This is a genomic window from Leclercia pneumoniae (assembly GCF_017348915.1).
GTDB lineage: Bacteria > Pseudomonadota > Gammaproteobacteria > Enterobacterales > Enterobacteriaceae > Enterobacter > Enterobacter pneumoniae.
On sequence record NZ_CP071383.1, the window covers coordinates 459,766 to 484,906 of the forward strand.

Genomic DNA, 25,141 nt, shown 5'->3' on the forward strand with positions numbered 1-25,141 from the left:
CAGACTAATGTTCCTGATAATTTTAATAAAATCGCTCATCATCGGCGGCCTGGTTGGCGTCGGCGTAGGCGCCGGGGCTGCACGCATGTTTCATGCGCCTACCACACAGGGTATGGGCGCGTTTCGTACGTTGGGGGAACTGAACTCCTGTGAAGGAGATCCGGCGTCTCACTTCTCCTTTGGGTTAGGCTTCTTCTTTAACGCCTGGGCCTCTTCCGTCGCAGCAGGCTCCTTCACGCAGGACGTTGACCATCGCATCATCCCGAACTGGGGCGCGGCTGCGCTGATGATCAAAAACCGTAACGTCGGCGAGACGCTGCACGACCCACGCAAAATGGCGATTGCCTGCGGCGTGATCGGCATGCTCGTCGTGACCTTCCTTAACCTTACCGCCTCTTCCGTTCCCGCCGCGCTTCAGGTCACCGCCGTGAAGGTGCTGGTCCCTGCGGCCAACCTGCTGGTGAATACCGTGATGCCGGTGATCTTCTGGCTGGCGGCCATCGACGCGGGTAAAAAATCCGGCTTCTGGGCCACCGTGTTTGGCGGCGCGGCGCAGCTGATCATGGGTAACGCCGTACCGGGTCTGGTGCTGGGTATCCTGATTGGTAAAGGCGTTGAAGAGAGCGGCTGGAACCACGTCACCAAGGTGATGATGGTGGCTATCGTTCTGCTGTTCGTACTGAGCGGCTTCTTCCGCGGCTTCGACATGAAGATGATCGAATCCTTCCATCTGACCGTGCCGAACTGGCTCGACATGATCCACAACTCGCTCAGCGGTAAATAACAGGAGCCTCTAAATGGAACAAAATAAAGGTTTTTGGTATGCCGACTGGTCGTTCCCGATCTTTGTTGGCCTGCTCTCCTCCGGCGTCTTCGCCGGGACGCACATGTACTACCTGTACGGCATCGGCGCCTTTAACGAAGTGGCCTTCGTGGCGATGCTGAAAGCGGGCATGGATACCGGCGTGTACGGCGCGGTCGCCGCGTTTGGCGCCAGCTTCCTGTTCGCGCGCATCATTGAAGGGTCGCTGGTCGGTATCCTGGATATCGGCGGGGCGATCCAGACCGGCGTAGGCCTGGGTGTACCGGCGCTGCTGCTGGGCGCGGGGATTATGTTCCCGGTGACCAACTTTATTGCCGCCCTGATAACCGGTCTGGTGATTGGCCTGGCGATTGGCTACGTCATCATTCTGGCGCGTAAGTTCACCATCAACCAGAGCAACTCCACCTACGGCGCAGACGTGATGATGGGCGCGGGTAACGCCTCCGGCCGCTTCCTTGGTCCATTGATTATCCTCAGCGCCATGACCGCCTCCATTCCGATTGGCGTGGGTTCTCTGCTGGGCGCACTGCTGTTTTACATCTGGCAGAAGCCGATTACCGGCGGCGCCATCCTCGGTGCGATGCTGTTGGGCTGGCTGTTCCCGGTCGCCCTTTAATACCCGCGGGCGCTTCGGCGCCCGCTCCTTCAGGAGATACGCATGTTTGATTTACTCCTGCGCCGTGCGCGCCTTACCGACGATACCCTGACCGATATCGCCATTCAGGACGGGAAAATCGCGGCGCTGGGCGAAATTGACGCTCCCGCACGTAAAATGGTCGAGCTGAACGGCGATGTGTTTGTCAGCGCCGGCTGGATCGATTCTCACGTTCACTGCTACCCGAACTCTCCCATTTACCACGACGAGCCGGACAGCGTCGGCATCGCCACCGGCGTCACCTCGGTGGTAGACGCAGGCAGTACCGGGGCCGACGACGTTGACGATTTCTACGCGATTACCCGCAAGGCCACAACCGAGGTCTTTGCCCTGCTGAACATCTCCCGCGTTGGGCTGATCGCCCAGAATGAACTCGCCAATATGGCGAATATCGACGCCGGGGCAGTGAAGCAGGCGGTAACACGCCACCCCGATTTTATCGTTGGCCTGAAGGCGCGCATGAGCAGCAGCGTGGTGGGCGACAACGGCATTACGCCGCTGGAGCGCGCGAAAGCCATTCAGAAAGAGAACGGCGATCTGCCGCTGATGGTGCACATCGGCAACAACCCGCCGAACCTCGATGAAATTGCCGAACTGCTGAGCAGCGGCGATATCATCACCCACTGCTACAACGGCAAGCCGAACCGCATTCTGACCCCCTCTGGCGAGCTGCGCGCGTCTATCACCGCCGCCCTGAAGCGCGGCGTGCGACTCGACGTCGGCCACGGCACGGCGAGCTTTAGCTTTGAAGTGGCGAAACGCGCCATCGCGATGGGCATTCTGCCGCACACCATCAGCTCGGATATCTACTGCCGCAACCGCATCAACGGCCCGGTCGGCTCACTGGCGAGCGTGATGTCGAAATTCCTCGCCATCGGCATGTCGCTGCCGCAGGTGATCGCCTGCGTGACCGAAAACGCCGCCGACGGCCTGCGCCTGACGCGCAAAGGGCGCATTCAGCCGGGTCTCGATGCCGACCTGACGCTCTTCACCGTTAAACGTCAGCCGACGCTGTTGACCGATGCTGAAAACGACAGCCTGCAGGCTGAACATATTCTGGTGCCGCTTGCCGCCATCCGCGCGGGCAAGGGCTACATGACCGAACAAGGGAGCACGGAACATGCCTTCGATTTATGAGAAGTACAATTTAAAGCAGGTTATCAACACCTCTGGCCGCATGACGGCGCTGGGTGTCTCCACGCCGCGCCCGGAAGTGGTGCAGGCGGCGATGGACGGCATGAATCAGTACTTCGAAATGAAAGACCTGGTGAACAAAACCGGGGAGTACATCGCGAAGCTGCTGGACGTGGAAGGGGCGACGGTGGTTTCGTGTGCGTCTGCGGGTATCGCGCAATCCGTGGCGGCGGTGCTGGTCAAAGAGAGCGACTGGCTGCTGGAAAACCTGCACATCACCCCGATTGAGAACAATGAGATCGTCCTGCCGAAAGGGCACAACGTCAACTTCGGCGCGCCGGTCGGCACCATGGTGGCGCTGGGCGGCGGCAAGCTGGTGGAAGCCGGCTACGCGAACGAGTGCTCCGCCGATCAGCTGGCAGCGGCGATCACCCCGCGTACGGCGGCGATCCTCTATATTAAATCTCACCACTGCGTGCAGAAAAGCATGCTCAGCGTCGAGCAGGCGGCGGTGGTCGCCCGTAAACACGATCTGCCGCTGATCGTTGATGCCGCCGCGGAAGAAGATCTGCATGTCTATTACCGCTCCGGCGCGGACCTGGTGATCTACAGCGGCGCGAAGGCAATCGAAGGCCCGACCAGCGGCCTGGTGATCGGCAAAACCCAGTACGTCGAGTGGGTGAAACGCCAGACGGCGGGCATTGGCCGCGCCATGAAGGTGGGTAAAGAGGGGATCCTCGGCCTGACCTGCGCCATCGAACACTACCTGACGGCGACGAAAGAGAGCGGGGCGGAGATGGTGGCGAAGATGACGCCGTTTATCGATGCCCTTAACACCCTGAACGGCGTCACGGCGCGCGTAGTCTGGGACAGTGCCGGACGTGATATCGCCCGCGCAGAAATTAAGTTTGACGAAGCCATTACTGGCGTCGGCACCGGTGACCTTGTGCACGCCCTGAAGCAGGGCGAATACGCCATCTACTTCCGTGGTTACAAGGCCAACGAAGGGATTATCGAGGCGGACGTGCGCAGCGTGAATGCTGACCAGCTGAATATTGTGTACCGCCGCATTAGCGAAGTAGTAGGACAGGAGAAAAACGCATGAAACTGACCCCCAATTTTTACCGTGACCGCGTCTGCCTGAACGTGCTGGCAGGCTCCAAAGCCAACGCCAGCGCCATCTACGAGGCGGCGAAAGGCCACGTTCTGGTGGGCGTGCTCTCCAAAAATTATCCGGACGTAGACAGCGCGGTCGCCAACATGCGCGAGTATGCCGCGCTTATCGATAACGCCCTTTCCGTGGGGCTAGGGGCGGGCGATCCGAACCAGTCTGCAATGGTGAGCGAAATCTCCCGTCAGGTGCAGCCGCAGCACGTTAATCAGGTCTTTACCGGCGTCGCCACCAGCCGTGCGCTGCTGGGGCAGAGCGAGTCCGTGGTGAACGGCCTGGTCTCGCCAACCGGCACCGTCGGCATGGTCAAGATCTCCACCGGCCCGCTGAGCAGCGCGGCACCGGATGGGATCGTCCCGGTTGAAACCGCCATTGCCCTGCTGAAAGATTTCGGCGGCAGCTCCATCAAATACTTCCCGATGGGCGGTCTGAAGTGCCGCGACGAGTACCAGGCGGTAGCGGAAGCCTGCGCCCGTCACGACTTCTGGCTCGAGCCGACCGGCGGCATTGATCTGGAAAACTTTGAGGCGATCCTGCAGATTGCTCTGGACGCGGGCGTGAGCAAGATCATTCCGCATATTTACAGTTCGATTATCGATAAAGCCAGCGGCGATACGCGCCCGGAAGATGTGCGCACGCTGCTGGAGATGACGAAGAAGCTGGTTAAGTAGTCTTTACCCCTCACCCCGGCCCTCTCCCCAAAGGGGAGAGGGTGTCATCGTCCCCTCTCCCCTTTGGGGAGAGGGTTAGGGTGAGGGGCACAAACCGCACAACCCCAAAGGAGCCACCATGCACACCCGCAACCTGCTCGTCGCTTCACTCTCGTTACTCGCTACTACCGCCGTCGCCCAGACGCAGTACGCCTGGGTGGGAACCTACAACCCGAACGGTGAAGGGCTGTACCGCTTTACCCTCGACCCGCAAACCGGCGCGCTCGCGAACAAAACGCTGGTGAGCAAACTGCCGAACGCCGCGCAGCTGACCGTCTCGCACGACGGCAAAACGCTCTATCTGGCAAGCGAGGTGGAGCAGGGCGTAGTGCAGGCGCTGCGCATCGGTGATAAGGGCGATCTGAGCGAGTTAAATCAGGTGGCTTCCGGCGGCGCGGGGCCGGTCTATCTCTCCCTGACGCCGAACGGTCAGCATCTGCTGGTGGCGAACTACGTGAGCGGGTCAATCGCCGTTTTACCGGTGAAGGCAGACGGCAGCCTGGGTGAGGCCACGGATACCCACCAGGATAGCGGGGAACCCGGCGCGGCTAAACCCGAGGCGGCAGTGGAAGGCAGCTTCGCCATTAGCGATCACAATGGTCCCCATGCGCACATGATCGCCGCCGATCCGAGCGGGAAGTTCGTGTTCTCTACCGATCTGGGGCTGGATCGGATCTACCAGTATCGTTTTGACGAGCAAACCGGCAAGCTGACGCCCAACGATCCGCCGTTTATCAATGCCTCCTCGAAAGGGGCCGGGCCGCGCCACTTCGTCTTCACGCCAAAAGGTGATGCCCTGTGGCTGATTAACGAAGAGGCCTCGACGCTGACCCATTATGCGCTGAACAGCAACGGCCAGCTCAGAGAGGGCAAAACCCTCTCCGCCCTGCCGGAAGGTTACAAAGGCACCAGTTTTGCCGCCGGGCTGGCATTAAGTGCTGATGGAAAGCAGCTCTACGTGGCTAACCGATTGCATAACAGCATCGGGCACTTTACCGTAACAGCCGATGGCACGCTGACGCATCAGGACGACGTCTGGACGCGGGGTGATTATCCGCGCACCCTCACGCTTGATAAGCAGGGACGCTGGCTGTACGTCATGAATCAGCGCAGCGATAACATTACCCGTTTCCGCGTGGCGCAGGACGGCAAGCTCCGCTTCGAGCCGGACTATACCCCGGTCGGCAGCCCATCCCAGATGGTCATTTCACCTTAAGCTGTAAGAGGACATCCCCGTGCGATTCCCGAACCAACGTTTAGCGCAACTTTTCGATCTGTTGCAAAACGAGACGCTGCCGCAGGACGAACTGGCGCAGCGGCTGTCGGTCTCCACGCGAACCGTCCGTGCTGATATCACCGCCCTGAACGCGCTGCTGGCGAGCCACGGCGCGCAGTTTATTCTGAGCCGTGGCAATGGCTATCAACTCAAAATTGACGACGCCGAGCGCTATCAGCAGCTGCAGTCATCCCACCCGCGCGCGCTGCGTATTCCGCGAACCGGGCCGGAGCGGGTGCACTACCTGGTGGTGCGTTTTCTTACCTCGGCTTTTTCCCTCAAGCTGGAAGATTTGGCTGACGAGTGGTTTATCAGCCGTGCCACCCTGCAAAGTGACATGGTTGAAGTTCGGGAATGGTTTACCCGCTATAACCTGACGCTGGAGACGCGTCCGCGCCACGGTATGAAGCTGTTTGGCAGCGAGATGTCCATTCGCGCCTGCCTGACCGATTTGCTGTGGGAACTGGCGCAGCAGGACGGCCTGAATCCGCTGGTCACCGAGGTGGCGTTGAACGCGGGCGTTCCGGAACAGCTGGTGGCCGTACTCCACGATACTCTGACCCGCCATCACATCCGCCTTACCGATGAGGGGGAGCTGTTTGTCCGCCTCTACTGCGCGGTGTCGGTACGTCGCATCAGCGAAGGCTACCCGCTGCCGGAGTTCAGCGCGGAAGATGTGGAAGAGAACGTGCGGGATGCCGCAAAGGATATTGCCGCGGCGATAGCGCTTCTGGCGGATAAAGCGCTGGCCCCCTCCGAAGAGAACTGGCTCTGCGTGCACCTTGCGGCGCGCCAGATCCAGGATATCGCCCCCAGCGCCATCAATGCTGACGACGACGAAGCGCTAGTTAACTATATTCTGGGTTATATCAACACCCACTATAACTACAACCTGCTCAGCGATGCCCAGCTGCATGCGGATCTGCTCACGCACATCAAGACCATGATCACCCGGGTGCGTTATCAGATCATGATCCCCAACCCGCTGCTGGATAACATCAAACAGCACTACCCGATGGCATGGGATATGACCCTGGCCGCCGTGTCGAGCTGGGGCAAATATACTCCATATGTCATCAGCGAAAACGAAATTGGTTTTCTGGTGCTGCATATCGGCGTGGGGCTGGAGCGTCACTACAATATCGGCTACCAGCGCCAGCCGCGGGTGCTGCTGGTGTGTGATGCCGGTAACGCGATGGTGCGAATGATCGAAGCGGTGCTGCAGCGCAAATACCCGCAGGTGGAGGTAACCCGCACCGTGACGCTGCGCGAGTACGAGCAGAGTGAGGCCATCGCCGAAGACTTTGTTATCTCTACCGCGCGTATCAGCGAAAAGGCCAAGCCGGTGGTGCAGATCGCCCCCTTTCCGACCGATTATCAACTGGAGCAGATTGGCAAGCTGGTGCTGGTGGACCGCACCCGCCCGTGGATGCTGGAGAAGTATTTCGACGCCGCTCATTTCCGCATTATTGACCAGCCCATCGACCAGCAGACGCTGTTCCGCCAGCTGTGTGAACAGCTTCAGTCAGAAGGCTTTGTTAACAGAGAATTTCTCGACTCGGTGATTGAACGTGAAGCCATCGTCAGCACCATGCTGGGCGATGGCATAGCGCTGCCGCACTCGCTGGGTCTGCTGGCGCAAAAGACCGTGGTCTATACGGTGCTGGCCCCGAAGGGGATCCAGTGGGGGGATGAAACCGCGCACGTTATCTTCCTGCTGGCCATTAGCAAAAGCGAGTACGAAGAGGCGATGGCGATCTACGATATTTTCGTCACCTTTTTACGCGAGCGGGCGATGGCGCGGCTGTGCGGCTGCGGTGATTTTGCGGCATTTAAAACGGTGGCGGTGGAGTGCCTGAGCCGCTTTTAACGCAGATGATGAACGACCTGGTTGCTGCTGCCGCGCCAGATCAGCGCCGGGTCTTTTAAATCCTGCACAAATTTGCCGTCCACCAGCACGTTAATTAGATCCACCACTTCCCGCTGGGCGTCGTTCAGCTCATCCAGCTTATAGCCCGTCCAGACCCAGATGTCTTTGCCGCTGCACTCGCGGCGGATTCGCTTCACCAGCTTCAGGATCTCTGGCACGTTCTGCGGGTGAAGGGGGTCACCGCCGGAGAGGGAGATCCCCTGGCGGTGAATGCGCGTGTCGTTCAGATCCTTGATGATCTGATCTTCCATCTCTGCCGTAAATGGCATGCCTGAGTTCAGGCGCCAGGTGCTTTTGTTGTAACAGCCGGGGCATTCGTGAACGCAGCCTGCCACAAAGAGCGTGCAGCGGGTGCCGGGGCCGTTGACGATGTCGACGGGGTAGTACTGATGATAATTCATAGGTTTAACCTGATGCTCTTACCCCTCACCCCGCCCTCTCCCCATAGGGGAGAGGGAGAAAGACCGCACCGTACAGTCCCCTCTCCTCACAGGGGGAGAAAGACCGCACCGACAGTCCCCTCTCCTCACAGGGGGAGAGAGACCGCACCGACAGTCCCCTCTCCCCTATGGGGAGAGGGTTAGGGTGAGGGGAAATAATTCGGTAAAAACTCAACCGAGCTGCCCATTCCCCAAATGCTTCACGCGGCGCTTCACCTCTTCCTGCTTCCCGGCGTTGAACGGACGCGCATCCGGGCTGCCAAGATAGCCACACACACGGCGGGTGACGGACACCCGGGCGGCATCGTGGTTACCGCATTTCGGGCAGGTGAAGCCTTTGCTGGTGCACTCAAACTCACCGGTGAAGCCGCACTCATAGCACTCGTCGATTGGCGTGTTAGTACCGTAATAGGGCACATGCTGATAGCTGTAATCCCACACGTCTTCCAGCGCCTTCAGGTTGTGCTGAATGTTCGGGTACTCGCCGTAGCAGATGAAGCCGCCGTTGGCGATGGGCGGGTAGGCCGCTTCGAAGTCGATCTTGTCGTACGGGTTCACCTTCTTCTCCACGTCAAGGTGGAAGCTGTTGGTGTAATAACCTTTATCAGTTACGCCGTCTACCACGCCAAACTCCGCGGTATCCAGGCGGCAGAAGCGGTCGCAGAGGTTTTCGCTTGGGGTGCTGTAGAGGCTAAAGCCGTAGCCGGTTTCGTCTTTCCACTGGTCAACCGCGTCGTGCAGACGCTGCACAATCGCGACCCCTTTGGCGCGCAGGGCCGCGCTGTCATACATGTGCTTGTCGCCAAACAGCGCGTTAATGGTTTCGTGAATGCCGATATAGCCCAGCGAAATAGAGGCACGGCCGTTTTTAAAGATCTCCGCGACGTCGTCATCCGCTTTCAGGCGCACGCCGCACGCCCCTTCCATATACAGAATGGGGGCGACACGGGCTTTGACCCCTTCCAGACGGGCGATACGGGTCATCAGGGCCTTACGCGCCAAAGTCAGACGGCTCTCCAGCAACGACCAGAACGCCGATTCATTACCCTTCGCCTCCAGCGCGATGCGCGGCAGATTAAGGCTAATCACGCCCAGGTTGTTACGCCCGTCGTGGATCTGCTCGCCGTTTTCATCTTCGTACACGCCAAGGAAGCTGCGGCAGCCCATTGGCGTTTTGAACGAGCCGGTAACCTTAACCACCTGGTCATAGTTGAGGATGTCCGGGTACATGCGCTTACTCGCGCACTCCAGCGCCAGCTGTTTGATATCGTAGTTGGGATCGCCAAACTTATGGTTCAGGCCGTCGCGAATGGCGAAGACCAGCTTCGGAAACACCGCCGTTTTGCGATTTTTACCGAGGCCCGAGATGCGGTTGCGCAGAATAGACTGCTGGATCAGACGCGACTCCCAGCTGGTGCCCAGACCAAATCCGAAGGTGACAAACGGCGTCTGACCGTTAGCGGTGTGCAGGGTGTTCACCTCATATTCCAGCGACTGGAAGGCGTCATAGCACTCTTTCTCGGTGCGGGAGTGCGCGTAGCCCTCTGCATCCGGGATCTGCCACTCATGGGCGACTTTGCGGTGCTTCTCAAAGCTTGCCGTTACGAACGGGGCCAGCACTTCGTCAATGCGGTTGATGGTGGTACCGCCGTAAATATGGCTGGCCACCTGGGCGATGATCTGTGCGGTGACAGCGGTGGCGGTAGAGATGGATTTTGGCGGCTCAATCTCGGCATTGCCCATCTTGAAGCCCTGGGTCAGCATCCCTTTCAGATCGATCAACATGCAGTTGAACATCGGGAAGAAGGGAGAGTAATCGAGATCGTGATAGTGGATCTCGCCGCGCTCATGCGCCTGCACCACGTCACGCGGCAGCAGGTGCTGACGGGCATAGTGTTTGGCCACGATCCCGGCCAGCAGATCGCGCTGAGTGGGGATCACTTTGCTGTCTTTGTTGGCGTTTTCGTTCAGCAGGGCCGGGTTGGTCTGCTCCACCAGGCCACGGATCTCCTGGTTCAGGCGGCCACGCTTCTCGCGCTGGATATCACGGTCATGGCGATACTCGATGTAAGCGCGCGCCAGCTGCTTATAGGGGCCGGACATCAGCTGGTTTTCCACCGCCGTCTGAATCTCATTGATATCGACCTGGCTGCGGCCGTTCATCTGGTTACAAACGACGTCTGCGACGGTGGCGCAATAATCTGCGTCATCGACTCCCGCTGCTTTAGCTGCACGCAGAATAGCTTCCTGAATGCGCTCTGATTTGAACGGCACTTTACAGCCATCACGTTTCATCACATGCGGTGTCATGATCACTCCATTTTATCTATTTATAACTACCGGTTATCCACAGAGGTGGAGAAGTATGCACTGGGCGCAATGGCACAGGGCCCAGCGACTTCCCGCGTTACCCACAGTTGTTATCCACAATTTCTTGTCATCTTGTTGTTGAAAGCGTAGACGCCTAATACAAGATGTTGGGTTGGCGTGCATTTTAAGTGCTACATATAGTGATTTGCATCAAACATGTTTGCGATTTATTTGATTCAGGACAAAGCAAAAAGACGAGCGTACAAATGGCGGGCGTTAGGACGATTGTAAATATGCAGAGAATAAAGCTGATTAAATATTCAACAAAAACAGCATAATAAGCCGGGGTAATTATTACGCCCGGCCTTCTGGTTTATGACTGCAGCCACCATACCGCTTCAAACGGGCGCAGCGTCATGGCAGCAGGATGGCTGGCCGTTTCGCTATAGTTGCTTATCACCGTCTGCCATTCCCCCTCTGCGGCCTCGGGCTGCCAGGACTGGCATGTCCGGCTCATGTTGGCGACCACCATCAATGTTTGTCCCTGCCACTGACGGCGATAACACCAGAGGGAGGGATGTTCGGGCAGCAGGTCCTGATAATCGCCCCAGGTCAACACTGGCATCGCTTTGCGCAGGGCGATAAGCCGCTGGTAGGTATAAAACACCGAATCGGGATCGTTAAGCGCCGCCTGCACGTTGATGTCGCGGGTGTTATCGCACAGGGCAATCCAGGGTTCGCCCCCGGTAAAGCCCCCATTGAGGCTGGCATCCCACTGCATCGGGGTTCGGCTATTGTCGCGGGATTTGCTCGCCAGAATCGCCAGCAGCGCGTCCGCATCGTGTCCGGCGGTGCGCAGTCCGGCAAACATATTGTGGCTCTCTACGTCGCGATAGTCGGTAATGCGGGTAAAGTGCGGGTTGGTCATCCCAATCTCTTCACCCTGGTAAATGTATGGCGTGCCCTGCATACCGTGCAGCACCATCGCCAGCATCTTCGCCGCCGGGACGCGATACTCGCCCTCGTCGCCAAAGCGGGAGACGATGCGCGGCTGATCGTGGTTACACCAGAACAGCGCATTCCACGCCCGGTTGTGCATCCCCTGCTGCCAGTAGCGGAAGAGGGCTTTGAGCGCCACGTAATCGGGTTGTGCCAGGGTCCATTTCTCGCCGTTGGGATAATCCACTTTCAGGTGGTGGAAATTAAAGGTCATGGACAGTTCGCGCCCGTCCAGCGCGGCATACTGCTGGCAGTGCTCTAGCGTGGTGGAGGACATCTCACCCACCGTCATCAGGTTACGCGGCGTAAAGACGTCGCGGCTCATCTCCTGCAAGTAATCATGAATGCGCGGCCCGTCGGTATAGAAACGACGCCCATCGCCCAGCTCGTCGTCCGGGAAGGCCTGGTCCTTCGACACCAGGTTAATGACGTCGAGGCGCAGCCCGTCCACGCCGCGATCGGCCCAGAACGCGCAGACTTTTTTTAGCTCGTTACGCACCGCCGGATTTTCCCAGTTGAGATCGGCCTGCTCAGGGGCAAACAGATGCAGGTAGTACTGCTCGCTCTCCGTATGCCAGCGCCAGGCATTGCCGCCAAATTTAGAGCGCCAGTTATTGGGGAGCTGATCCGGGGTGCCGTCGCGCCAGATATAAAACTGTCGGTACGGACTCGCTTTGTTGAGCGACTCGCGAAACCAGGCGTGCTGCGTGGAGGTATGATTGAAGACCATATCCAGCACGATGCGAATGCCGCGGGCGTGGGCGCCGGCGACCAGCTCATCAAAATCATCCAGCGTGCCGTAAGTCGGGTCGATGGCGGTATAGTTCGCCACGTCGTAGCCGTTATCCACCTGCGGGGAGATATAAAACGGGGTGAGCCAGATGGCATCAACGCCCAGCGTTTGCAGATAGTCGAGACGCTGCGTCACCCCGCGCAGGTCGCCGGTGCCGGAGCCGGTGGTGTCCTGGAAACTTTTTGGATAGATCTGGTAGATAACGCCGTTTTGCCACCAGTGGGGAAGGGTAGTCATAATACGTTCCTGCAAATGCAAATGCGAAGGGGCGCAAGGGCGCCCCGAAAAGAGTTAAATAATCTGCAGCGTGCCCTGGCGGAACTTGCGCTGATACATCACGGTGGTTAACGCCATTGGCACGATAATGGCCACCGCCATCGCCAGCGCGAACACCTGCCAGAAGTCTGGCTGAATGGAGAGGATACCCGGCAGCCCGCCCACGCCGATGCCGTTCGCCATCACGCCGTTCAGGCCGCACAGCAGCGCCGCCAGACCTGAGCCGATCATGGCGCACAGCATTGGGAAGCGGTACTTGAGGTTGATGCCGTACATCGCCGGTTCAGTGACCCCCAGATAGGCAGAGATGGCCGCCGGAACCGAGATTTCGCGTTCGTTATGTTTGCGGCTCACCAGAATAATGCCGGTCACTGCCGAAGCCTGTGCGATGTTCGACAGGGCAATCAGCGGCCACATCGGGGTACCGCCCATGCTTTGAATCATCTGCATATCAATAGCGAGGGTGGTCTGGTGCACGCCGGTAATAACCAGCGGCGCATACAAGAAGCCAAACAGCGCGGCGCCCACCGGGGCGAAGCTGCCGATCATCAGGTGACGCATCGCCCAGGCGACGCCGTCGCCGATCATCCGGCCAAACGGGCCGATAAAGGCATGCGCGAGGAAGACCGCCAGAATCAACGACGTGACCGGCACCACCACCAGATAGAGGTAATCGGGCACCATGCGTTTTAAACGGGCTTCAATCATGCCCAGCGCCAGACCAGCCAGCAGTGCCGGGATCACCTGCGCCTGATAGCCTACTTTGGCGATGGTGAATAGGCCGAAGTTCCAGACTTCCGGCACCTGCTGACCCAGTAAGTAAGCGTTCATTAACTGCGGAGAGACCAGCGTGATACCCAGCACAATCCCCAGAATGGGCGTCCCCCCCATCTTGCGCACCGCCGACCAGCAGATGCCCACCGGCAGATAGAAGAAGATGGCTTCGCCGATCAGCCACAGAAAGTCATTGATGCTTTGCAGCGTCGGGTAGAGCTGCACCAGGGTCTTGCCGTCGCTCATCGGCACATCGCCAATCACGTTGCGGAAGCCCAGAATCAAGCCGCCGCTGATCAACGCAGGCAGCAGCGGGAAGAAGATTTCGGCGAAATGTGAAATGAGCTGTTCATGCCACTTCATATTCTGTCGCGCCGCTTTTTTGGCCTGCTCTTTATCCGCTGACGCGTGGCCGGTCGTGGCGAGCAGGGCTTTGTAGTAATCGCCCACCTCGGTACCAATCACGACCTGGAACTGCCCGGCGTTAGTGAAGCACCCTTTCACCATCGACAACTCTTCAATGGCCTTCGGGTTGGCTTTGGCCGGATCGTTCAGCACGAAGCGCAGGCGGGTAATACAGTGGCTGACGGTGGCGATGTTTTCACGTCCACCAACCAGTACGATCAGCTGATCAATATCGTCTTGTTTTACTTTACTCATCATGAAGCCTCATGACACAGGTGTAGGGAAGGAACTGCACGCAAGGCTACTCTTTAAGCAGACGCGCGAAAACGGGAACGTTCCCGAAACCCGGCGAAGATCACAATAAACCGTAACGGAAGGGATCAGGAGAGGGTGGCGGGAATGGTAATTCGTCGGGGTTCGCTGCGGCCGGTGATCTGCTCGATCAGCTGTAAGGCGGCCTGACGACCCGATTCGGCGTAGCCGGGATCGACGGTGATGATCTCCGGGTGCAGGAACTTCATCAAGGGGGTGTTGCCCACGCTGGCCAGCTGTAGGTTATCGATGCGCTGCTCTTGTAAGTACTTACTTGCTCCCAGCGCCAGGGTATCAGTGGCGCAGACCAGGGCGGTGGTTTGCGGCGTAAGCACGGCGGCCACCTGTTCATAGCCCTGCTTCATGCTCAGCCCCGGCAGCGAGGCCACGGCAGGCAACGCCCGTTTTTTACAGAAGGAGAGATAAGCGTCATACCGGCGCTGGCCGGTGGTGATATCGCTGTGCGGCACCCCCAGATAGCTAATGTGGCGATGGCCGCCCTCATACAGGCGCTGCATCAGCGTCAGGATCGCCCCTTCGTCGTCATAGCAGACCGAGGCAAACCCGGCGGCATCGCGCGCCATCAGCACCAGCGAGGATTGCCACGGCGCGAGCATCTGCTCTTCTATGCCGGAAAAACCAAACAGCACCACGCCGTCGATATTGCGGCGCTGCAGCATGCCGAGGTGCTCTTCCACCATCTGTGGCGAAAACTTACTCTCCATCATGATGGGGTCGTAACCCTGCTCATAAAAGGCCGGCAGCATAGTCTGCACCGCCAGGTTTTCCGAGAGAGAGTCGAGACGCGTGACGATGATCGCCACCACTTTATCGCTCTGCCCACGCATGGCACGCGCGGAACGAGAAGGGGAGAAGCCATGCTGTTCCATCACCGCCTCGACGCGTTCACGGGTACGCTGGCTGACACCGCTTTCGTTATTCAGCACGCGTGAAACGGTCGATTTGCCCACGCCGCTTAAGCGCGCGATGTCTTTGATGGTCAGGCGGTTCTGCATGCTCTGTTCCCTGTAATACGACAATGAAGTGATCAATAAGCCTAACAGTCTACCCCATTGGGCTCGTTTAATGGCCTGTTTGGGTCCGGGCCGCGTTGTGCGTCTCCAGACTGGCCGTAATAAGTCGGCCCTGTGGAATAGGTTCTAATTCGGGCAGGGGGATCCGCAATGGGCAAAGTCTGGTTTACGTTTGGTTTAGTCCCCGGCAATTATCATACCGCCCGAAATGTCACTCACGGTATGGTTAAAACCCTATACTGCGCGTCGGCTTACTTTTTTTCTTACCGGAGGCTTTATGGATCCCGATCCCACCCCTCTCCCCCGACGGAGAGCCCCTTCACGCCGGTAAGCCTGTTTTCACTGCCTTACCGGATGCGTAAGGCAGTGACGTCTAAAAACGTCCCTGCATAAAACAGATCGCCTCTCAGGCGCGGCCTTGTCACGTCTGAAGGATATTCTGCACCCGCTGTTGCGGGTGCGGGGGACTGACTATGTTCAAAAATTTAACCCAACTGCTGTTCAGCCAACTGAGCCGCCACCTGCCGCGTCGTCTGGTACAGCGCGACCCGATGATGACTGGCAAACAGCTGGCCGATGCCACCCTGCCAGATAGCCTTTCTGCCCACTGCCTGCGCGTGGCGGCGATGGACGAAGAGACGCTGTGGCACACCTTTGGCAGCCACCCGGAAGGGCTGAATCCTGCCGAGGTGGCCGCCGTGCGCGAAGCCCATGGCGACAACCAAATTCCGGCGCAACAGCCGGCCCCCTGGTGGCGGCACCTCTGGTCCTGCTACCGCAATCCGTTCAATCTGCTGCTCACGCTGCTGGGGGTCATCTCCTACGCCACGGAAGATCTCTTTGCCGCCGGGGTGATCGCCCTGATGGTGGCCATCGCCACGCTGTTGAACTTTGTGCAGGAGGCGCGCTCGACCAAAGCCGCCGATGCCCTGAAAGCGATGGTCAGCAATACCGCCACGGTGTTGCGCGTCATTAATGATAAAGGCGAGAACGCGTGGTGTGAGTTGCCCGTCGATCAGCTGGTGGCCGGGGATATTGTGAAGCTGGCCGCCGGGGATATGATCCCGGCGGATTTACGCCTGTTGCAGGCAAGGGATCTGTTCGTGGCCCAGGCTTCGCTCACCGGGGAATCGCTGCCGGTAGAGAAGGTTGCCTGCAGCCGCAACCCGCAGCAAACCCATCCGCTGGAGTGCGATACCCTCTGCTTTATGGGCACCACGGTGGTAAGCGGTACAGCACAAGCGATGGTGATCGCCACCGGCGGCAATACCTGGTTCGGCCAGCTTGCCGGGCGCGTCAGCGAGCAGCAGAGTGAACCCAATGCCTTCCAGCAGGGGATTGGCCGCGTCAGCATGCTGCTGATCCGCTTTATGCTGGTGATGACCCCCATCGTGCTGGTGATCAACGGTTACACCAAAGGCGACTGGTGGGAGGCGGCGCTGTTTGCTCTGTCAGTGGCCGTGGGCTTAACCCCGGAGATGCTGCCGATGATTGTCACCTCCACGCTGGCGCGCGGGGCGGTGAAGCTTTCAAAGCAAAAAGTGATTGTTAAACACCTCGACGCCATTCAGAACTTTGGCGCCATGGATATCCTCTGCACCGACAAAACCGGCACCCTGACGCAGGATAAAATCGTGCTGGAGAACCACACGGATATCTCCGGCAAAAGCAGCGAGCGCGTGCTGCACAGCGCCTGGCTGAACAGTTACTACCAGACCGGGCTGAAAAACCTGCTCGACGTGGCGGTACTGGAAGGGGTGGACGAAACCGCCGCGCGGACGCTCTCTGCCCGCTGGCAAAAAGTGGACGAGATCCCCTTCGACTTTGAACGCCGTCGTATGTCGGTGGTGGTCAGCGAGCAGGAGGATGTGCATACGCTTATCTGCAAAGGGGCGTTGCAGGAGGTCCTCGCGGTCTCGACCCACGTGCGTCATAACGGCAACGTAGTGCCGCTGGATGAGAGCATGCTGCGCCGCATCGCCCGGGTGACCGATACCCTGAACCGTCAGGGGCTGCGGGTGGTGGCGGTGGCGACAAAACGGCTGCCTGCGCGCGAGGGGGATTACCAGCGTATCGATGAATCGGATCTGATCCTCGAAGGCTATATCGCCTTCCTCGATCCGCCGAAAGAGACCACCGCTCCGGCGCTGAAGGCGCTGAAGGCTTCCGGCATCACGGTAAAAATCCTCACCGGCGACAGCGAGCTGGTGGCCGCCAAAGTGTGCCGCGACGTAGGGCTGGACGCGGGCGACGTGGTGACAGGCAGCGATATCGAACGGCTTTCAGACGATGAACTGGCCGCGCTGGCTAAACGTACCACCCTGTTTGCGCGCCTGACGCCTATGCACAAAGAGCGCATCGTTACCCTGCTGAAGCGCGAAGGGCACGTGGTGGGCTTTATGGGGGATGGTATTAACGACGCCCCGGCGCTACGGGCGGCCGACATCGGTATCTCCGTGGACGGCGCGGTCGATATCGCGCGGGAAGCGGCAGATATTATCCTGCTGGAAAAAAGCCTGATGGTGCTGGAAGAGGGGGTCATCGAAGGACGCCGCACCTTTGCCAACATGCTGAAATACATCAAGATGACCGCAAGCTCCAACTTCGGTAACGTCTTTAGCGTGCTGGTTGCCAGCGCCTTCCTGCCGTTTTTACCGATGCTGCCGCTGCACCTGCTGATTCAGAACCTGATGTATGACGTGTCGCAGGTCGCGATCCCGTTCGATAACGTCGACGAGGAGCAGATCCGCAAACCCCAGCGCTGGAATCCGGCGGATTTGGGACGCTTTATGCTCTTCTTTGGCCCGATCAGTTCGATCTTCGACATCCTGACCTTCTGCCTGATGTGGTTTGTGTTCCATGCCAACGTGCCGGAAGCGCAGACGCTATTCCAGTCCGGCTGGTTTGTGGTCGGGCTGCTGTCGCAGACGCTGATTGTGCATATGATCCGTACCCGCCGCATCCCGTTTATCCAGAGCCGTGCGGCCTGGCCGCTGATCCTGATGACCGGGCTGGTGATGCTGCTGGGCATTGCGCTGCCGTTCTCGCCGCTGGCGAGTTATCTGCAGTTACAGGCGCTGCCGCTGAGCTACTTCCCGTGGCTGGTGGCGATCCTGGCCGGGTACATGGTGTTGACCCAGATGGTTAAAGGGTTCTATAGCCGCCGTTATGGCTGGCAGTAAGCGTTTTAACAATAAATGGCAACCCCGGTTGCCATTTTACTCTTTCCACGCAGCACATTGCGGTAAGCACTCCTCAAACAGACCCCTATTTTTTCCTAAATTAGACAGGCTGTGATCTACGTCATCCTGTTAGCTTGACCCCTAATATGGGTAATGTTAACAAAATGTTTTACTTTTTTTGGCCCGTCAAATAAGGAACTTTCATGTTACGGTACAGCCTCTTAACCGCCGGGCTTATGCTCGGCGCGTCTGCGTTTGCCTCCCCGGTGGGCGATCTTCCCCTGATGCCCTGGCCGGCAAAGGTAGAGCATCCCGCCACGCAGGGCGCGCTGGTGCTGACCAATCAGGTCGCGGTCAAGGTCAGCGGAGACGATCTCAGCGATGCCGTGACCCGTCTGCGCGATCGCATTGCGCTGCAAACCGGCTGGACGTTACAGCCGCAGCCCGCCAACCCGGATAAGCCGACCATCACCATTACCGTTGCCCGCAAGGTGGACGCGCTGCCAAAGCCGGACAGCGATGAGAGTTACAAACTGACCGTCAACGCGAATGGCGTGGCTATTACCGCAAATACCCGCTTCGGCGCGCTGCGGGCGATGGAAACCCTGTTGCAACTGATTCAGAACGGCCCGGAAAACACCGCGCTGCCGTGGGTCTCGATTGAAGATGAGCCGCGCTTCCCCTGGCGTGGCCTGCTGCTCGACTCTGCCCGTCACTTTATTCCGCTGGAGGCGATCAAACGTCAGATCGACGGCATGGCGGCGGCGAAACTTAACGTGCTGCACTGGCACCTCACCGACGATCAGGGCTGGCGCTTTACTTCGAAGCGTTATCCAAAGCTGACCCAGCTCGCCAGCGACGGGCTGTTCTATACCCCGGAGCAGATGCGTGAGGTGGTCAAGTACGCCGCCGCGCGGGGGATCCGCGTGGTGCCTGAAATAGACATGCCAGGCCACGCCTCGGCAATTGCGGTGGCCTATCCTGAGCTGATGAGCGCCCCCGGCCCGTATGAGATGGAGCGTCACTGGGGCGTGCTGAAGCCGGTACTCGATCCGACCAAAGAGGCGACTTATACCTTCGCGGCGGCGATGGTCAGCGAACTGGCGGCGATCTTCCCCGATCCTTATCTGCACATCGGCGGGGATGAGGTGGACGACAGCCAGTGGAAAGCCAATGCCAGGATCCAGCAGTTTATGCGCGACAACAAGCTGGCCGACAGCCACGCGCTGCAGGCGTATTTCAACCGCAAGCTGGAGACCATCCTCGAGAAAAATCAGCGCCAGATGGTGGGCTGGGACGAAATCTTCCACCCGGATCTGCCAAAAAGCATCCTGATCCAGTCCTGGCAGGGGCAGGACGCACTGGGGGAAGTGGCGAAGCAGGGGTATAAGGGCATCCTCTCCACCGGTTTTTATCTCGATCAGCCACAAAGCACCGCTTATCACTACCGCAACGAAGTGGTGCCCGAGGGGCTCAATAATGTGGATGTGATCACCGACAACGACAGCGCCCAGAGCTGGTCATTTAGCATGCCGCGTCTGAAAGGCAAGCCGGTAGAGGGCAGCTTTACGCTGATGACCGGCGAGAAAGGCTGGCGCGGATTTATCGATTTCAACGGTAAATCCCGTCGGGCGGTAAACGACATTGAGTGGCGCGCCGACAATCAGGTGAGCTTCACGGTGGATACCTGGATGGGGGAAACCCGCCCGGTTATCACCGTTACGGATGATAAGCTCAGCGGCTACTTCCTGGTGGGCAATGTACGCTATCCGGTGACCGGTGCCCGCCTGGATGCGGTGCCGAAGGGGATCACGCCCGCCGTTCCGGATACCGCGCAACAGGCGAACCTGCTGGGTGGCGAAGTGGCGTTGTGGGCCGAGAACGTGGCCGCGCCGGTGCTGGATATCAAGCTCTGGCCGCGGGCGTTTGCGGTGGCGGAGCGGCTATGGTCGGCGAAAGAGGTGACGGACATCGACAACATGTACACCCGCCTGCAGGCGATGGACACCTGGAGCACCGTCTCTGCAGGCCTGCAGCAGCATAGCCAGCAGCAGACGCAGTTTATCCGCCTGGCAAATAATACCGATACCGTGGCGCTGCAAATTCTCGCCCAGGCGCTGGAGCCCGCGCAGTATTACACGCGCCAGCACCTGAAGTTCCAGGCAGGCAACTACCATCAGTTCGAGCCGCTGAACCGCTACGCGGATGCCCTGAGTGCGGAAAGTCATACCGTGCGTCAGATGAACAAGTGGGCGGAACGTCTGGTGAGCGATGCCGAAGACAACGAAAGCGCCGACGCGCTGCGGCATGTCTTTACCCGCTGGCAGAGCAACACCAGCGATGCGCTGGCGCTCAGCGAAAGCAACTATCAGTTAAAAGCGCTGAAGCCGGTGATTCAGGAGGTGGATAAGTTGTCGTCCATTGGCCTGCGGCTCACCGATCTGGTGGCGCGACAAGGGACGCTGGATGATGCCGAGATTGCCTCAATTCAGCGCGAACTGGATGGTGCGGCACAGATTCAGGATGAGGTGGTGATCGCGGTAGTCTATCCGCTGGAAAAACTGCTGCGCGCGACGCGCAATCAGTAAAAAAATCCCTCTCCCGGGTGGGAGAGGGAAGGGGTGTTATTTTTTCAGCACCCAGGCCTGCTGCCAGTGTGAACCGACACCCGGTTCATACTGGTTAGCCGCTTTCTTGTACTGTACGCAGTAGCCGCTATAAGGGAACGGTTTGCACTGGTAGGTTTTGCCGTTTTTCGGCTGCAGAACAACGGTGCCCGCAGTGTAGCTGCTCAGGTTTTCCGGGAAGCGGTAGTCATACTGGCCCGCAGTACCGGTATCGGCGCTGGCTGAATCCTCTTCCAGCATCATGTTGACAACGTCCTGCGCAAACAGGGTGCCGTCTTTATTGGTCGCGTAGTATTTCAGCATGTGGTGGCCAGCTGTCACGTTAGTCAGGTTCATGGTGACATCCTGATTGGCGTTGTTCATATCCTGCTTCAGATAGCCTTTCTCCGCGCCCTGATGGTTCATCACGTGCGCTTCCAGATTCACATCACCCTGGGTGTTAACGTGGAAGGAGACGGTCGCGTTGCCGTTAACGATTTTGCTGTACTGGACATTGCTCACGGCAATGTTTTCGTCCACCTGAGCCTGCTGCTCTTCATAAGAGATGGCTACGGATCGCAGGGCGCTGCCCTCTCTCACGTACACGCTGTTTGCGCCGTGAACCGGGTTCACATCGCCGCCTTCATCTTTCATCCCTACGCGGACATCGTTCTGCTCAGCGTTGATTTTCTGCGCCAGGTCGTAAGACCACTGGTTAGCATCGCCCTGGGCGTCAGAGGAGATGGTCATTTCGGTGCGCATGGAGACCACTTCACCGTTGGCATCGAAGAAGCGCGCAATCACTTTATCGCCAGCGTTCAGGTTATTACCGGAAATTTGGCCGTTGAGGGTTTTCGCCCACTCAGACACGACCGCTGGGGTTTCGTCCGGCGTCTGGCTGCCGCCATTTCCGAAATCAACGTCGATAGCCTGATAGGGTGATGCTGCCAACTTACTGATTTAGTGTATGATGGTGTTTTTGAGGTGCTCCAGTGGCTTCTGTTTCTATCAGCTGTCCCTCCTGTTCAGCTACTGACGGGGTGGTGCGTAACGGCAAAAGCACCGCCGGACATCAGCGCTATCTCTGCTCTCACTGCCGTAAAACATGGCAACTGCAGTTCACTTACACCGCTTCTCAACCCGGTACGCACCAGAAAATCATTGATATGGCCATGAATGGCGTTGGATGCCGGGCAACCGCCCGCATTATGGGCGTTGGCCTCAACACGATTTTACGTCACTTAAAAAACTCAGGCCGCAGTCGGTAACCTCGCGCATACAGCCGGGCAGTGACGTCATCGTCTGCGCGGAAATGGACGAACAGTGGGGCTATGTCGGGGCTAAATCGCTCCAGCGCTGGCTGTTTTACGCGTATGACAGGCTCCGGAAGACGGTTGTTGCGCACGTATTCGGTGAACGCACTATGGCGACGCTGGGGCGTCTTATGAGCCTGCTGTCACCCTTTGACGTGGTGATATGGATGACGGATGGCTGGCCGCTGTATGAATCCCGCCTGAAGGGAAAGCTGCACGTAATCAGCAAGCGATATACGCAGCGAATTGAGCGGCATAACCTGAATCTGAGGCAGCACCTGGCACGGCTGGGACGGAAGTCGCTGTCGTTCTCAAAATCGGTGGAGCTGCATGACAAAGTCATCGGGCATTATCTGAACATAAAACACTATCAATAAGTTGGAGTCATTACCGCCTGATAGAAGCTATTTGTGGTATCGGCAATTTCCCATACCGCGTAAATAACCTGGTAACCCGTACGTTCCGGAACATTACAATTCATATTCTGGGTAACGGCTGGCGCCTGGCCATTTCCATTAACGGTACAGAATGGCGTGGATTCAAATTGCGCGCGGGTCAGTGGCTTATTTGGATCCCAGTTTTGTTTGGTGATGTAATAACGCCAGTTGGTGGTTTTATGCGGGGCGGTGTGATACCAGGTAAAGGTATGCGCGCCGGCGGTCATTGGGGTTTTGGTCCAGGCGTTCAGGCTCTGGCGATCCAGCTGAGAGTACTGGGAGATGCCCGCACTGGCGAGCTGACCATCAGGCGGCAGGGCGCCGTTCGGGAAGCCGGAGGTGCGTTCCACACTCTGCGGTTCATATTGTACGGTGCCACAGTCAACGTTCTGACCCAGTTTGCACATATAAGCACGACTGGCCGGAGACTGGACATAACCGTGAGCTAAAGCCGATGAAGCAACCGTGAGTGTGGCAAGTGCCAACGCAATTTTAGACAGTTTCATTTATTATTCCATTAAAAGAGAGTAATGCTTTTGGGTGCAGTTAGTGTTGCGCGGAATAAAAATGAAGTCATGGAATGGCGGGACGAAAAATAATAGTGAAAAAACTTGAAGGCTATTTTCGGCTGTGTATCGGGGAAATAAAAAAAGGCAGCCTGGGCTGCCTTAATATTAAAAAACAAGCGTTAGCGGCGTACGGCGATCGCTTCGATCTCGATCTTCACGTCTTTCGGCAGACGGGCCACTTCCACACAAGAGCGCGCCGGGAAGGTCGCATTGTGTTCGGTGAAGAAGGCTTCATAGGTGGCGTTAACGGTAGCGAAATCGTTGAGATCTTTAACGAAAACGGTCGTTTTCACGATATCGCCCACTTTCAGGCCTGCGGATTCAACAATCGCTTTCACGTTTTCCAGCGACTGGCGCGCCTGCGCGGCCACGTCTTCCGGCACTTCGCCATTTTTCGGGTTCACCGGGATCTGGCCTGAGGTGATGATCATGCTGCCCAGATCAACGCCCTGAACATACGGGCCGATAGCGGCTGGTGCATTTTCCGTCGCGAGTACTTTGGTCATGTTTTCTCCTGAATAACAGCGTGATAAAAACGGATTCCCGGCCATTATACACGTCATTGCGGATTAACCGGCCAGCACCACCGTATGGGAAAACTCTTTTTCGCAATATTTGCACTTCAGCGCGATATCGTTGGCGCGTTTTTTTACCGCAAAGCTGGAGTTAACCGGCTCCGCGTGGCTAATGCAGTTGCTGTTCGGGCAGACCAGTACGCTCTCGATACGCTCTGGCAGGCTCGGACGGGATTTGCCCACCACTTCGTAGTCGTCGATACGGTTCACCGTGGCGTCTGGCGCATACAGCGAGAGCTGGTTGACCTGCTCGTCGGTGAGGAAGGTGTTCTCGATTTTAATCAAATCCTTACGCCCCATCTCGCCGGACGGCAGGTTCAAACCGATGGTGATGCGCTGGTCGGTTTCGGTCAGCTTGAACAGGGTCAGCAGCTTAAAGCCCACCTGCGCGGGGATGTGGTCAATCACGGTGCCACGCTTGATGGCTTCAACCTGGAGTTTGTTATCGTGTGTCATGGTCGTCTCCCCTTACAGAGCTAAATCGCTATTCAGAACCAGTGCCAGTAACGCCTGGCGGGCAAAGATGCCGTTGCCGGCCTGCTGGAAGTACCAGGCGTGCGGCGTTTTATCGACGTCGGTGGTGATCTCATCAATGCGCGGCAGCGGGTGCAGCACTTTCATGTTGGCGCGTGCGCCCTCCAGGTCGCTGGCGCGCAGAACGAATTGCGCTTTCACGTTGGCGTATTCGGAGGGATCCAGGCGCTCTTTCTGCACGCGGGTCATATAGAGAATATCCACTTCGCCCATCACCTCTTCGATGCTGGCGTGCAGGCTCCACTTAATGCCTTTCTCGTCGAGCATATCCAGAATGTACTGCGGCATCGCCAGCGCGTCCGGGGCGATAAAGTAGAAGCGGTTGCCGGTAAACTTCGCCAGCGCCTGGGTGAGAGAGTGGACGGTGCGGCCATACTTCAGGTCGCCGACCATGGCGATGTTCAGATTTTCCAGCCGCCCCTGGGTCTCCTGAATGGTGAAGAGATCCAGCAGGGTCTGGGTGGGGTGCTGGTTAGCCCCGTCACCGGCGTTCAGCACCGGAATACCGCCAGAAAACTCGGTTGCCAGGCGCGCGGCCCCCTCCTGCGGGTGGCGCATCACGATGGCGTCCACGTAGGTGCTAATGACCGAAATGGTATCGGCGAGGGTTTCGCCCTTTTTGCCCAGCGAAGTATTACTGCTGTCGGAGAAGCCCACTACGCTGGCGCCCAGGCGGTGGATTGAGGTCTCGAACGACAGGCGCGTACGGGTGGAGGCCTCGAAGAAGCAGCTGGCGATGACCTTGTGCTTCAACAGCTCCGGCTGCGGGTTGGCTTTCAGTTTTGCCGCGGTTTCCAGCACCAGCTCCAGCTCTTCGCGGTTAAGGTCGTTTATGGAAATGATGTGTTTTTGATAAAGCGGATTCATGTTTATCTCCTGACGC

Annotated in this window: 19 protein-coding genes and 1 pseudogene; 10 read left to right on the plus strand and 10 right to left on the minus strand. The window is 58.2% G+C overall.

Annotated elements, in window-relative coordinates:
* The first annotated feature begins 7 nt into the window (after positions 1 to 7).
* The 7 genes from JZ655_RS02165 to JZ655_RS02195 all read left to right on the plus strand — a co-directional run bounded on the left by JZ655_RS02165 (position 8) and on the right by JZ655_RS02195 (position 7,639).
* Entirely contained in the window at positions 8 to 784 is a 777-nt protein-coding gene (locus JZ655_RS02165; protein WP_040077439.1) for a DUF4311 domain-containing protein, read from the plus strand.
* A 13-nt stretch (positions 785 to 797) separates the two neighbouring features.
* Positions 798 to 1,439, plus strand: a complete 642-nt coding sequence (locus tag JZ655_RS02170; protein ID WP_006179056.1) for a DUF4310 family protein — start codon at positions 798 to 800, stop codon at positions 1,437 to 1,439.
* A 42-nt stretch (positions 1,440 to 1,481) separates the two neighbouring features.
* Positions 1,482 to 2,615: an amidohydrolase/deacetylase family metallohydrolase gene (locus JZ655_RS02175; protein ID WP_207292880.1), complete on the plus strand. Its 1,134-nt coding sequence runs from the start codon at positions 1,482 to 1,484 to the stop codon at positions 2,613 to 2,615.
* Complete coding sequence (locus tag JZ655_RS02180; RefSeq protein ID WP_207292881.1) at positions 2,599 to 3,717, plus strand: DgaE family pyridoxal phosphate-dependent ammonia lyase; 1,119 nt, start codon at positions 2,599 to 2,601, stop codon at positions 3,715 to 3,717. Before JZ655_RS02175 ends, JZ655_RS02180 begins: the two co-directional genes overlap by 17 nt.
* Positions 3,714 to 4,454: a 2-dehydro-3-deoxy-phosphogluconate aldolase gene (gene dagF / locus JZ655_RS02185; RefSeq protein ID WP_207292882.1), complete on the plus strand. Its 741-nt coding sequence runs from the start codon at positions 3,714 to 3,716 to the stop codon at positions 4,452 to 4,454. Before JZ655_RS02180 ends, dagF begins: the two co-directional genes overlap by 4 nt.
* Before the next feature lie 118 nt (positions 4,455 to 4,572).
* Positions 4,573 to 5,709: a lactonase family protein gene (locus tag JZ655_RS02190; RefSeq protein ID WP_207292883.1), complete on the plus strand. Its 1,137-nt coding sequence runs from the start codon at positions 4,573 to 4,575 to the stop codon at positions 5,707 to 5,709.
* 19 nt (positions 5,710 to 5,728) lie between these two features.
* The gene (locus JZ655_RS02195; protein WP_207292884.1) at positions 5,729 to 7,639 is read left to right on the plus strand and encodes a BglG family transcription antiterminator; all 1,911 of its coding nucleotides are present in this window, start codon (positions 5,729 to 5,731) and stop codon (positions 7,637 to 7,639) included.
* On the opposite strand, the gene nrdG is transcribed toward JZ655_RS02195, so the two are convergent.
* The 5 genes from nrdG to treR form a co-directional block, all read right to left on the minus strand.
* On the minus strand, positions 7,636 to 8,100 hold the full coding sequence (gene nrdG, locus JZ655_RS02200; RefSeq protein ID WP_040077432.1) for an anaerobic ribonucleoside-triphosphate reductase-activating protein: 465 nt from the start codon (positions 8,098 to 8,100) through the stop codon (positions 7,636 to 7,638). The genes JZ655_RS02195 and nrdG overlap by 4 nt on opposite strands.
* A 210-nt stretch (positions 8,101 to 8,310) precedes the next feature.
* Positions 8,311 to 10,449, minus strand: coding sequence for an anaerobic ribonucleoside-triphosphate reductase (gene nrdD / locus JZ655_RS02205; protein ID WP_207292885.1), 2,139 nt, complete (start codon positions 10,447 to 10,449; stop codon positions 8,311 to 8,313).
* Between the two features lie 373 nt (positions 10,450 to 10,822).
* A complete protein-coding gene (gene treC / locus JZ655_RS02210; protein ID WP_207292886.1) occupies positions 10,823 to 12,478 on the minus strand; it encodes an alpha,alpha-phosphotrehalase in 1,656 nt (551 codons plus the stop codon).
* 54 nt (positions 12,479 to 12,532) lie between these two features.
* Positions 12,533 to 13,951: a PTS trehalose transporter subunit IIBC gene (treB, locus tag JZ655_RS02215; RefSeq protein ID WP_046886521.1), complete on the minus strand. Its 1,419-nt coding sequence runs from the start codon at positions 13,949 to 13,951 to the stop codon at positions 12,533 to 12,535.
* Between the two features lie 125 nt (positions 13,952 to 14,076).
* The gene (treR, locus tag JZ655_RS02220) at positions 14,077 to 15,024 is read right to left on the minus strand and encodes a trehalose operon repressor TreR (RefSeq protein WP_207292887.1); all 948 of its coding nucleotides are present in this window, start codon (positions 15,022 to 15,024) and stop codon (positions 14,077 to 14,079) included.
* A gap of 491 nt (positions 15,025 to 15,515) precedes the next feature.
* Between treR and mgtA the strand changes: the two genes are divergently transcribed.
* On the plus strand, positions 15,516 to 18,224 hold the full coding sequence (mgtA, locus tag JZ655_RS02225) for a magnesium-translocating P-type ATPase (RefSeq protein WP_207292888.1): 2,709 nt from the start codon (positions 15,516 to 15,518) through the stop codon (positions 18,222 to 18,224).
* 203 nt (positions 18,225 to 18,427) lie between these two features.
* Entirely contained in the window at positions 18,428 to 20,812 is a 2,385-nt protein-coding gene (locus JZ655_RS02230; RefSeq protein ID WP_207292889.1) for a beta-N-acetylhexosaminidase, read from the plus strand.
* Positions 20,813 to 20,848: 36 nt separating this feature from the next.
* Here the strand turns inward: JZ655_RS02230 and JZ655_RS02235 are convergent, their stop codons facing one another.
* Positions 20,849 to 21,781, minus strand: a complete 933-nt coding sequence (locus tag JZ655_RS02235) for a hypothetical protein (protein ID WP_242637294.1) — start codon at positions 21,779 to 21,781, stop codon at positions 20,849 to 20,851.
* Between the two features lie 41 nt (positions 21,782 to 21,822).
* Between JZ655_RS02235 and JZ655_RS02240 the strand changes: the two genes are divergently transcribed.
* Positions 21,823 to 22,520 (plus strand): IS1-like element IS1A family transposase gene (locus tag JZ655_RS02240; protein WP_242637262.1). Its coding sequence is split into 2 segments (ribosomal slippage): positions 21,823 to 22,072 and positions 22,072 to 22,520, totalling 699 coding nucleotides; the frame shifts between segments, so codons are not numbered across the junction.
* An 11-nt stretch (positions 22,521 to 22,531) separates the two neighbouring features.
* Here JZ655_RS02240 and JZ655_RS02245 read toward each other — a convergent pair.
* The 4 genes and pseudogenes from JZ655_RS02245 to pyrB all read right to left on the minus strand — a co-directional run.
* Positions 22,532 to 23,086, minus strand: a pseudogene (locus JZ655_RS02245) (lytic polysaccharide monooxygenase); the annotation flags it as partial.
* A gap of 182 nt (positions 23,087 to 23,268) precedes the next feature.
* Entirely contained in the window at positions 23,269 to 23,655 is a 387-nt protein-coding gene (gene ridA / locus JZ655_RS02250; RefSeq protein ID WP_040077424.1) for a 2-iminobutanoate/2-iminopropanoate deaminase, read from the minus strand.
* Positions 23,656 to 23,718: 63 nt separating this feature from the next.
* Complete coding sequence (gene pyrI, locus JZ655_RS02255) at positions 23,719 to 24,180, minus strand: aspartate carbamoyltransferase regulatory subunit (protein ID WP_040077423.1); 462 nt, start codon at positions 24,178 to 24,180, stop codon at positions 23,719 to 23,721.
* A 12-nt stretch (positions 24,181 to 24,192) separates the two neighbouring features.
* Positions 24,193 to 25,125, minus strand: a complete 933-nt coding sequence (gene pyrB / locus JZ655_RS02260; RefSeq protein ID WP_207292890.1) for an aspartate carbamoyltransferase — start codon at positions 25,123 to 25,125, stop codon at positions 24,193 to 24,195.
* Positions 25,126 to 25,141: the final 16 nt, after the last annotated feature.

Excerpts from the sequence above, each read along its gene's own strand:
- dagF (WP_207292882.1), top strand. The coding sequence starts at position 3,714 with ATGAAACTGACCCCCAATTTTTACCGTGACCGCGTCTGCCTGAACGTG.
- mgtA (WP_207292888.1), top strand. The coding sequence starts at position 15,516 with ATGTTCAAAAATTTAACCCAACTGCTGTTCAGCCAACTGAGCCGCCAC.
- JZ655_RS02230 (WP_207292889.1), top strand. The coding sequence starts at position 18,428 with ATGTTACGGTACAGCCTCTTAACCGCCGGGCTTATGCTCGGCGCGTCT.
- JZ655_RS02190 (WP_207292883.1), top strand. The coding sequence starts at position 4,573 with ATGCACACCCGCAACCTGCTCGTCGCTTCACTCTCGTTACTCGCTACT.
- pyrB (WP_207292890.1), bottom strand. The coding sequence starts at position 25,125 with ATGAATCCGCTTTATCAAAAACACATCATTTCCATAAACGACCTTAAC.
- nrdD (WP_207292885.1), bottom strand. The coding sequence starts at position 10,449 with ATGACACCGCATGTGATGAAACGTGATGGCTGTAAAGTGCCGTTCAAA.
- JZ655_RS02165 (WP_040077439.1), top strand. The coding sequence starts at position 8 with ATGTTCCTGATAATTTTAATAAAATCGCTCATCATCGGCGGCCTGGTT.
- JZ655_RS02175 (WP_207292880.1), top strand. The coding sequence starts at position 1,482 with ATGTTTGATTTACTCCTGCGCCGTGCGCGCCTTACCGACGATACCCTG.
- treC (WP_207292886.1), bottom strand. The coding sequence starts at position 12,478 with ATGACTACCCTTCCCCACTGGTGGCAAAACGGCGTTATCTACCAGATC.
- JZ655_RS02180 (WP_207292881.1), top strand. The coding sequence starts at position 2,599 with ATGCCTTCGATTTATGAGAAGTACAATTTAAAGCAGGTTATCAACACC.
- ridA (WP_040077424.1), bottom strand. The coding sequence starts at position 23,655 with ATGACCAAAGTACTCGCGACGGAAAATGCACCAGCCGCTATCGGCCCG.
- treB (WP_046886521.1), bottom strand. The coding sequence starts at position 13,951 with ATGAGTAAAGTAAAACAAGACGATATTGATCAGCTGATCGTACTGGTT.
- JZ655_RS02170 (WP_006179056.1), top strand. The coding sequence starts at position 798 with ATGGAACAAAATAAAGGTTTTTGGTATGCCGACTGGTCGTTCCCGATC.
- nrdG (WP_040077432.1), bottom strand. The coding sequence starts at position 8,100 with ATGAATTATCATCAGTACTACCCCGTCGACATCGTCAACGGCCCCGGC.
- treR (WP_207292887.1), bottom strand. The coding sequence starts at position 15,024 with ATGCAGAACCGCCTGACCATCAAAGACATCGCGCGCTTAAGCGGCGTG.
- pyrI (WP_040077423.1), bottom strand. The coding sequence starts at position 24,180 with ATGACACACGATAACAAACTCCAGGTTGAAGCCATCAAGCGTGGCACC.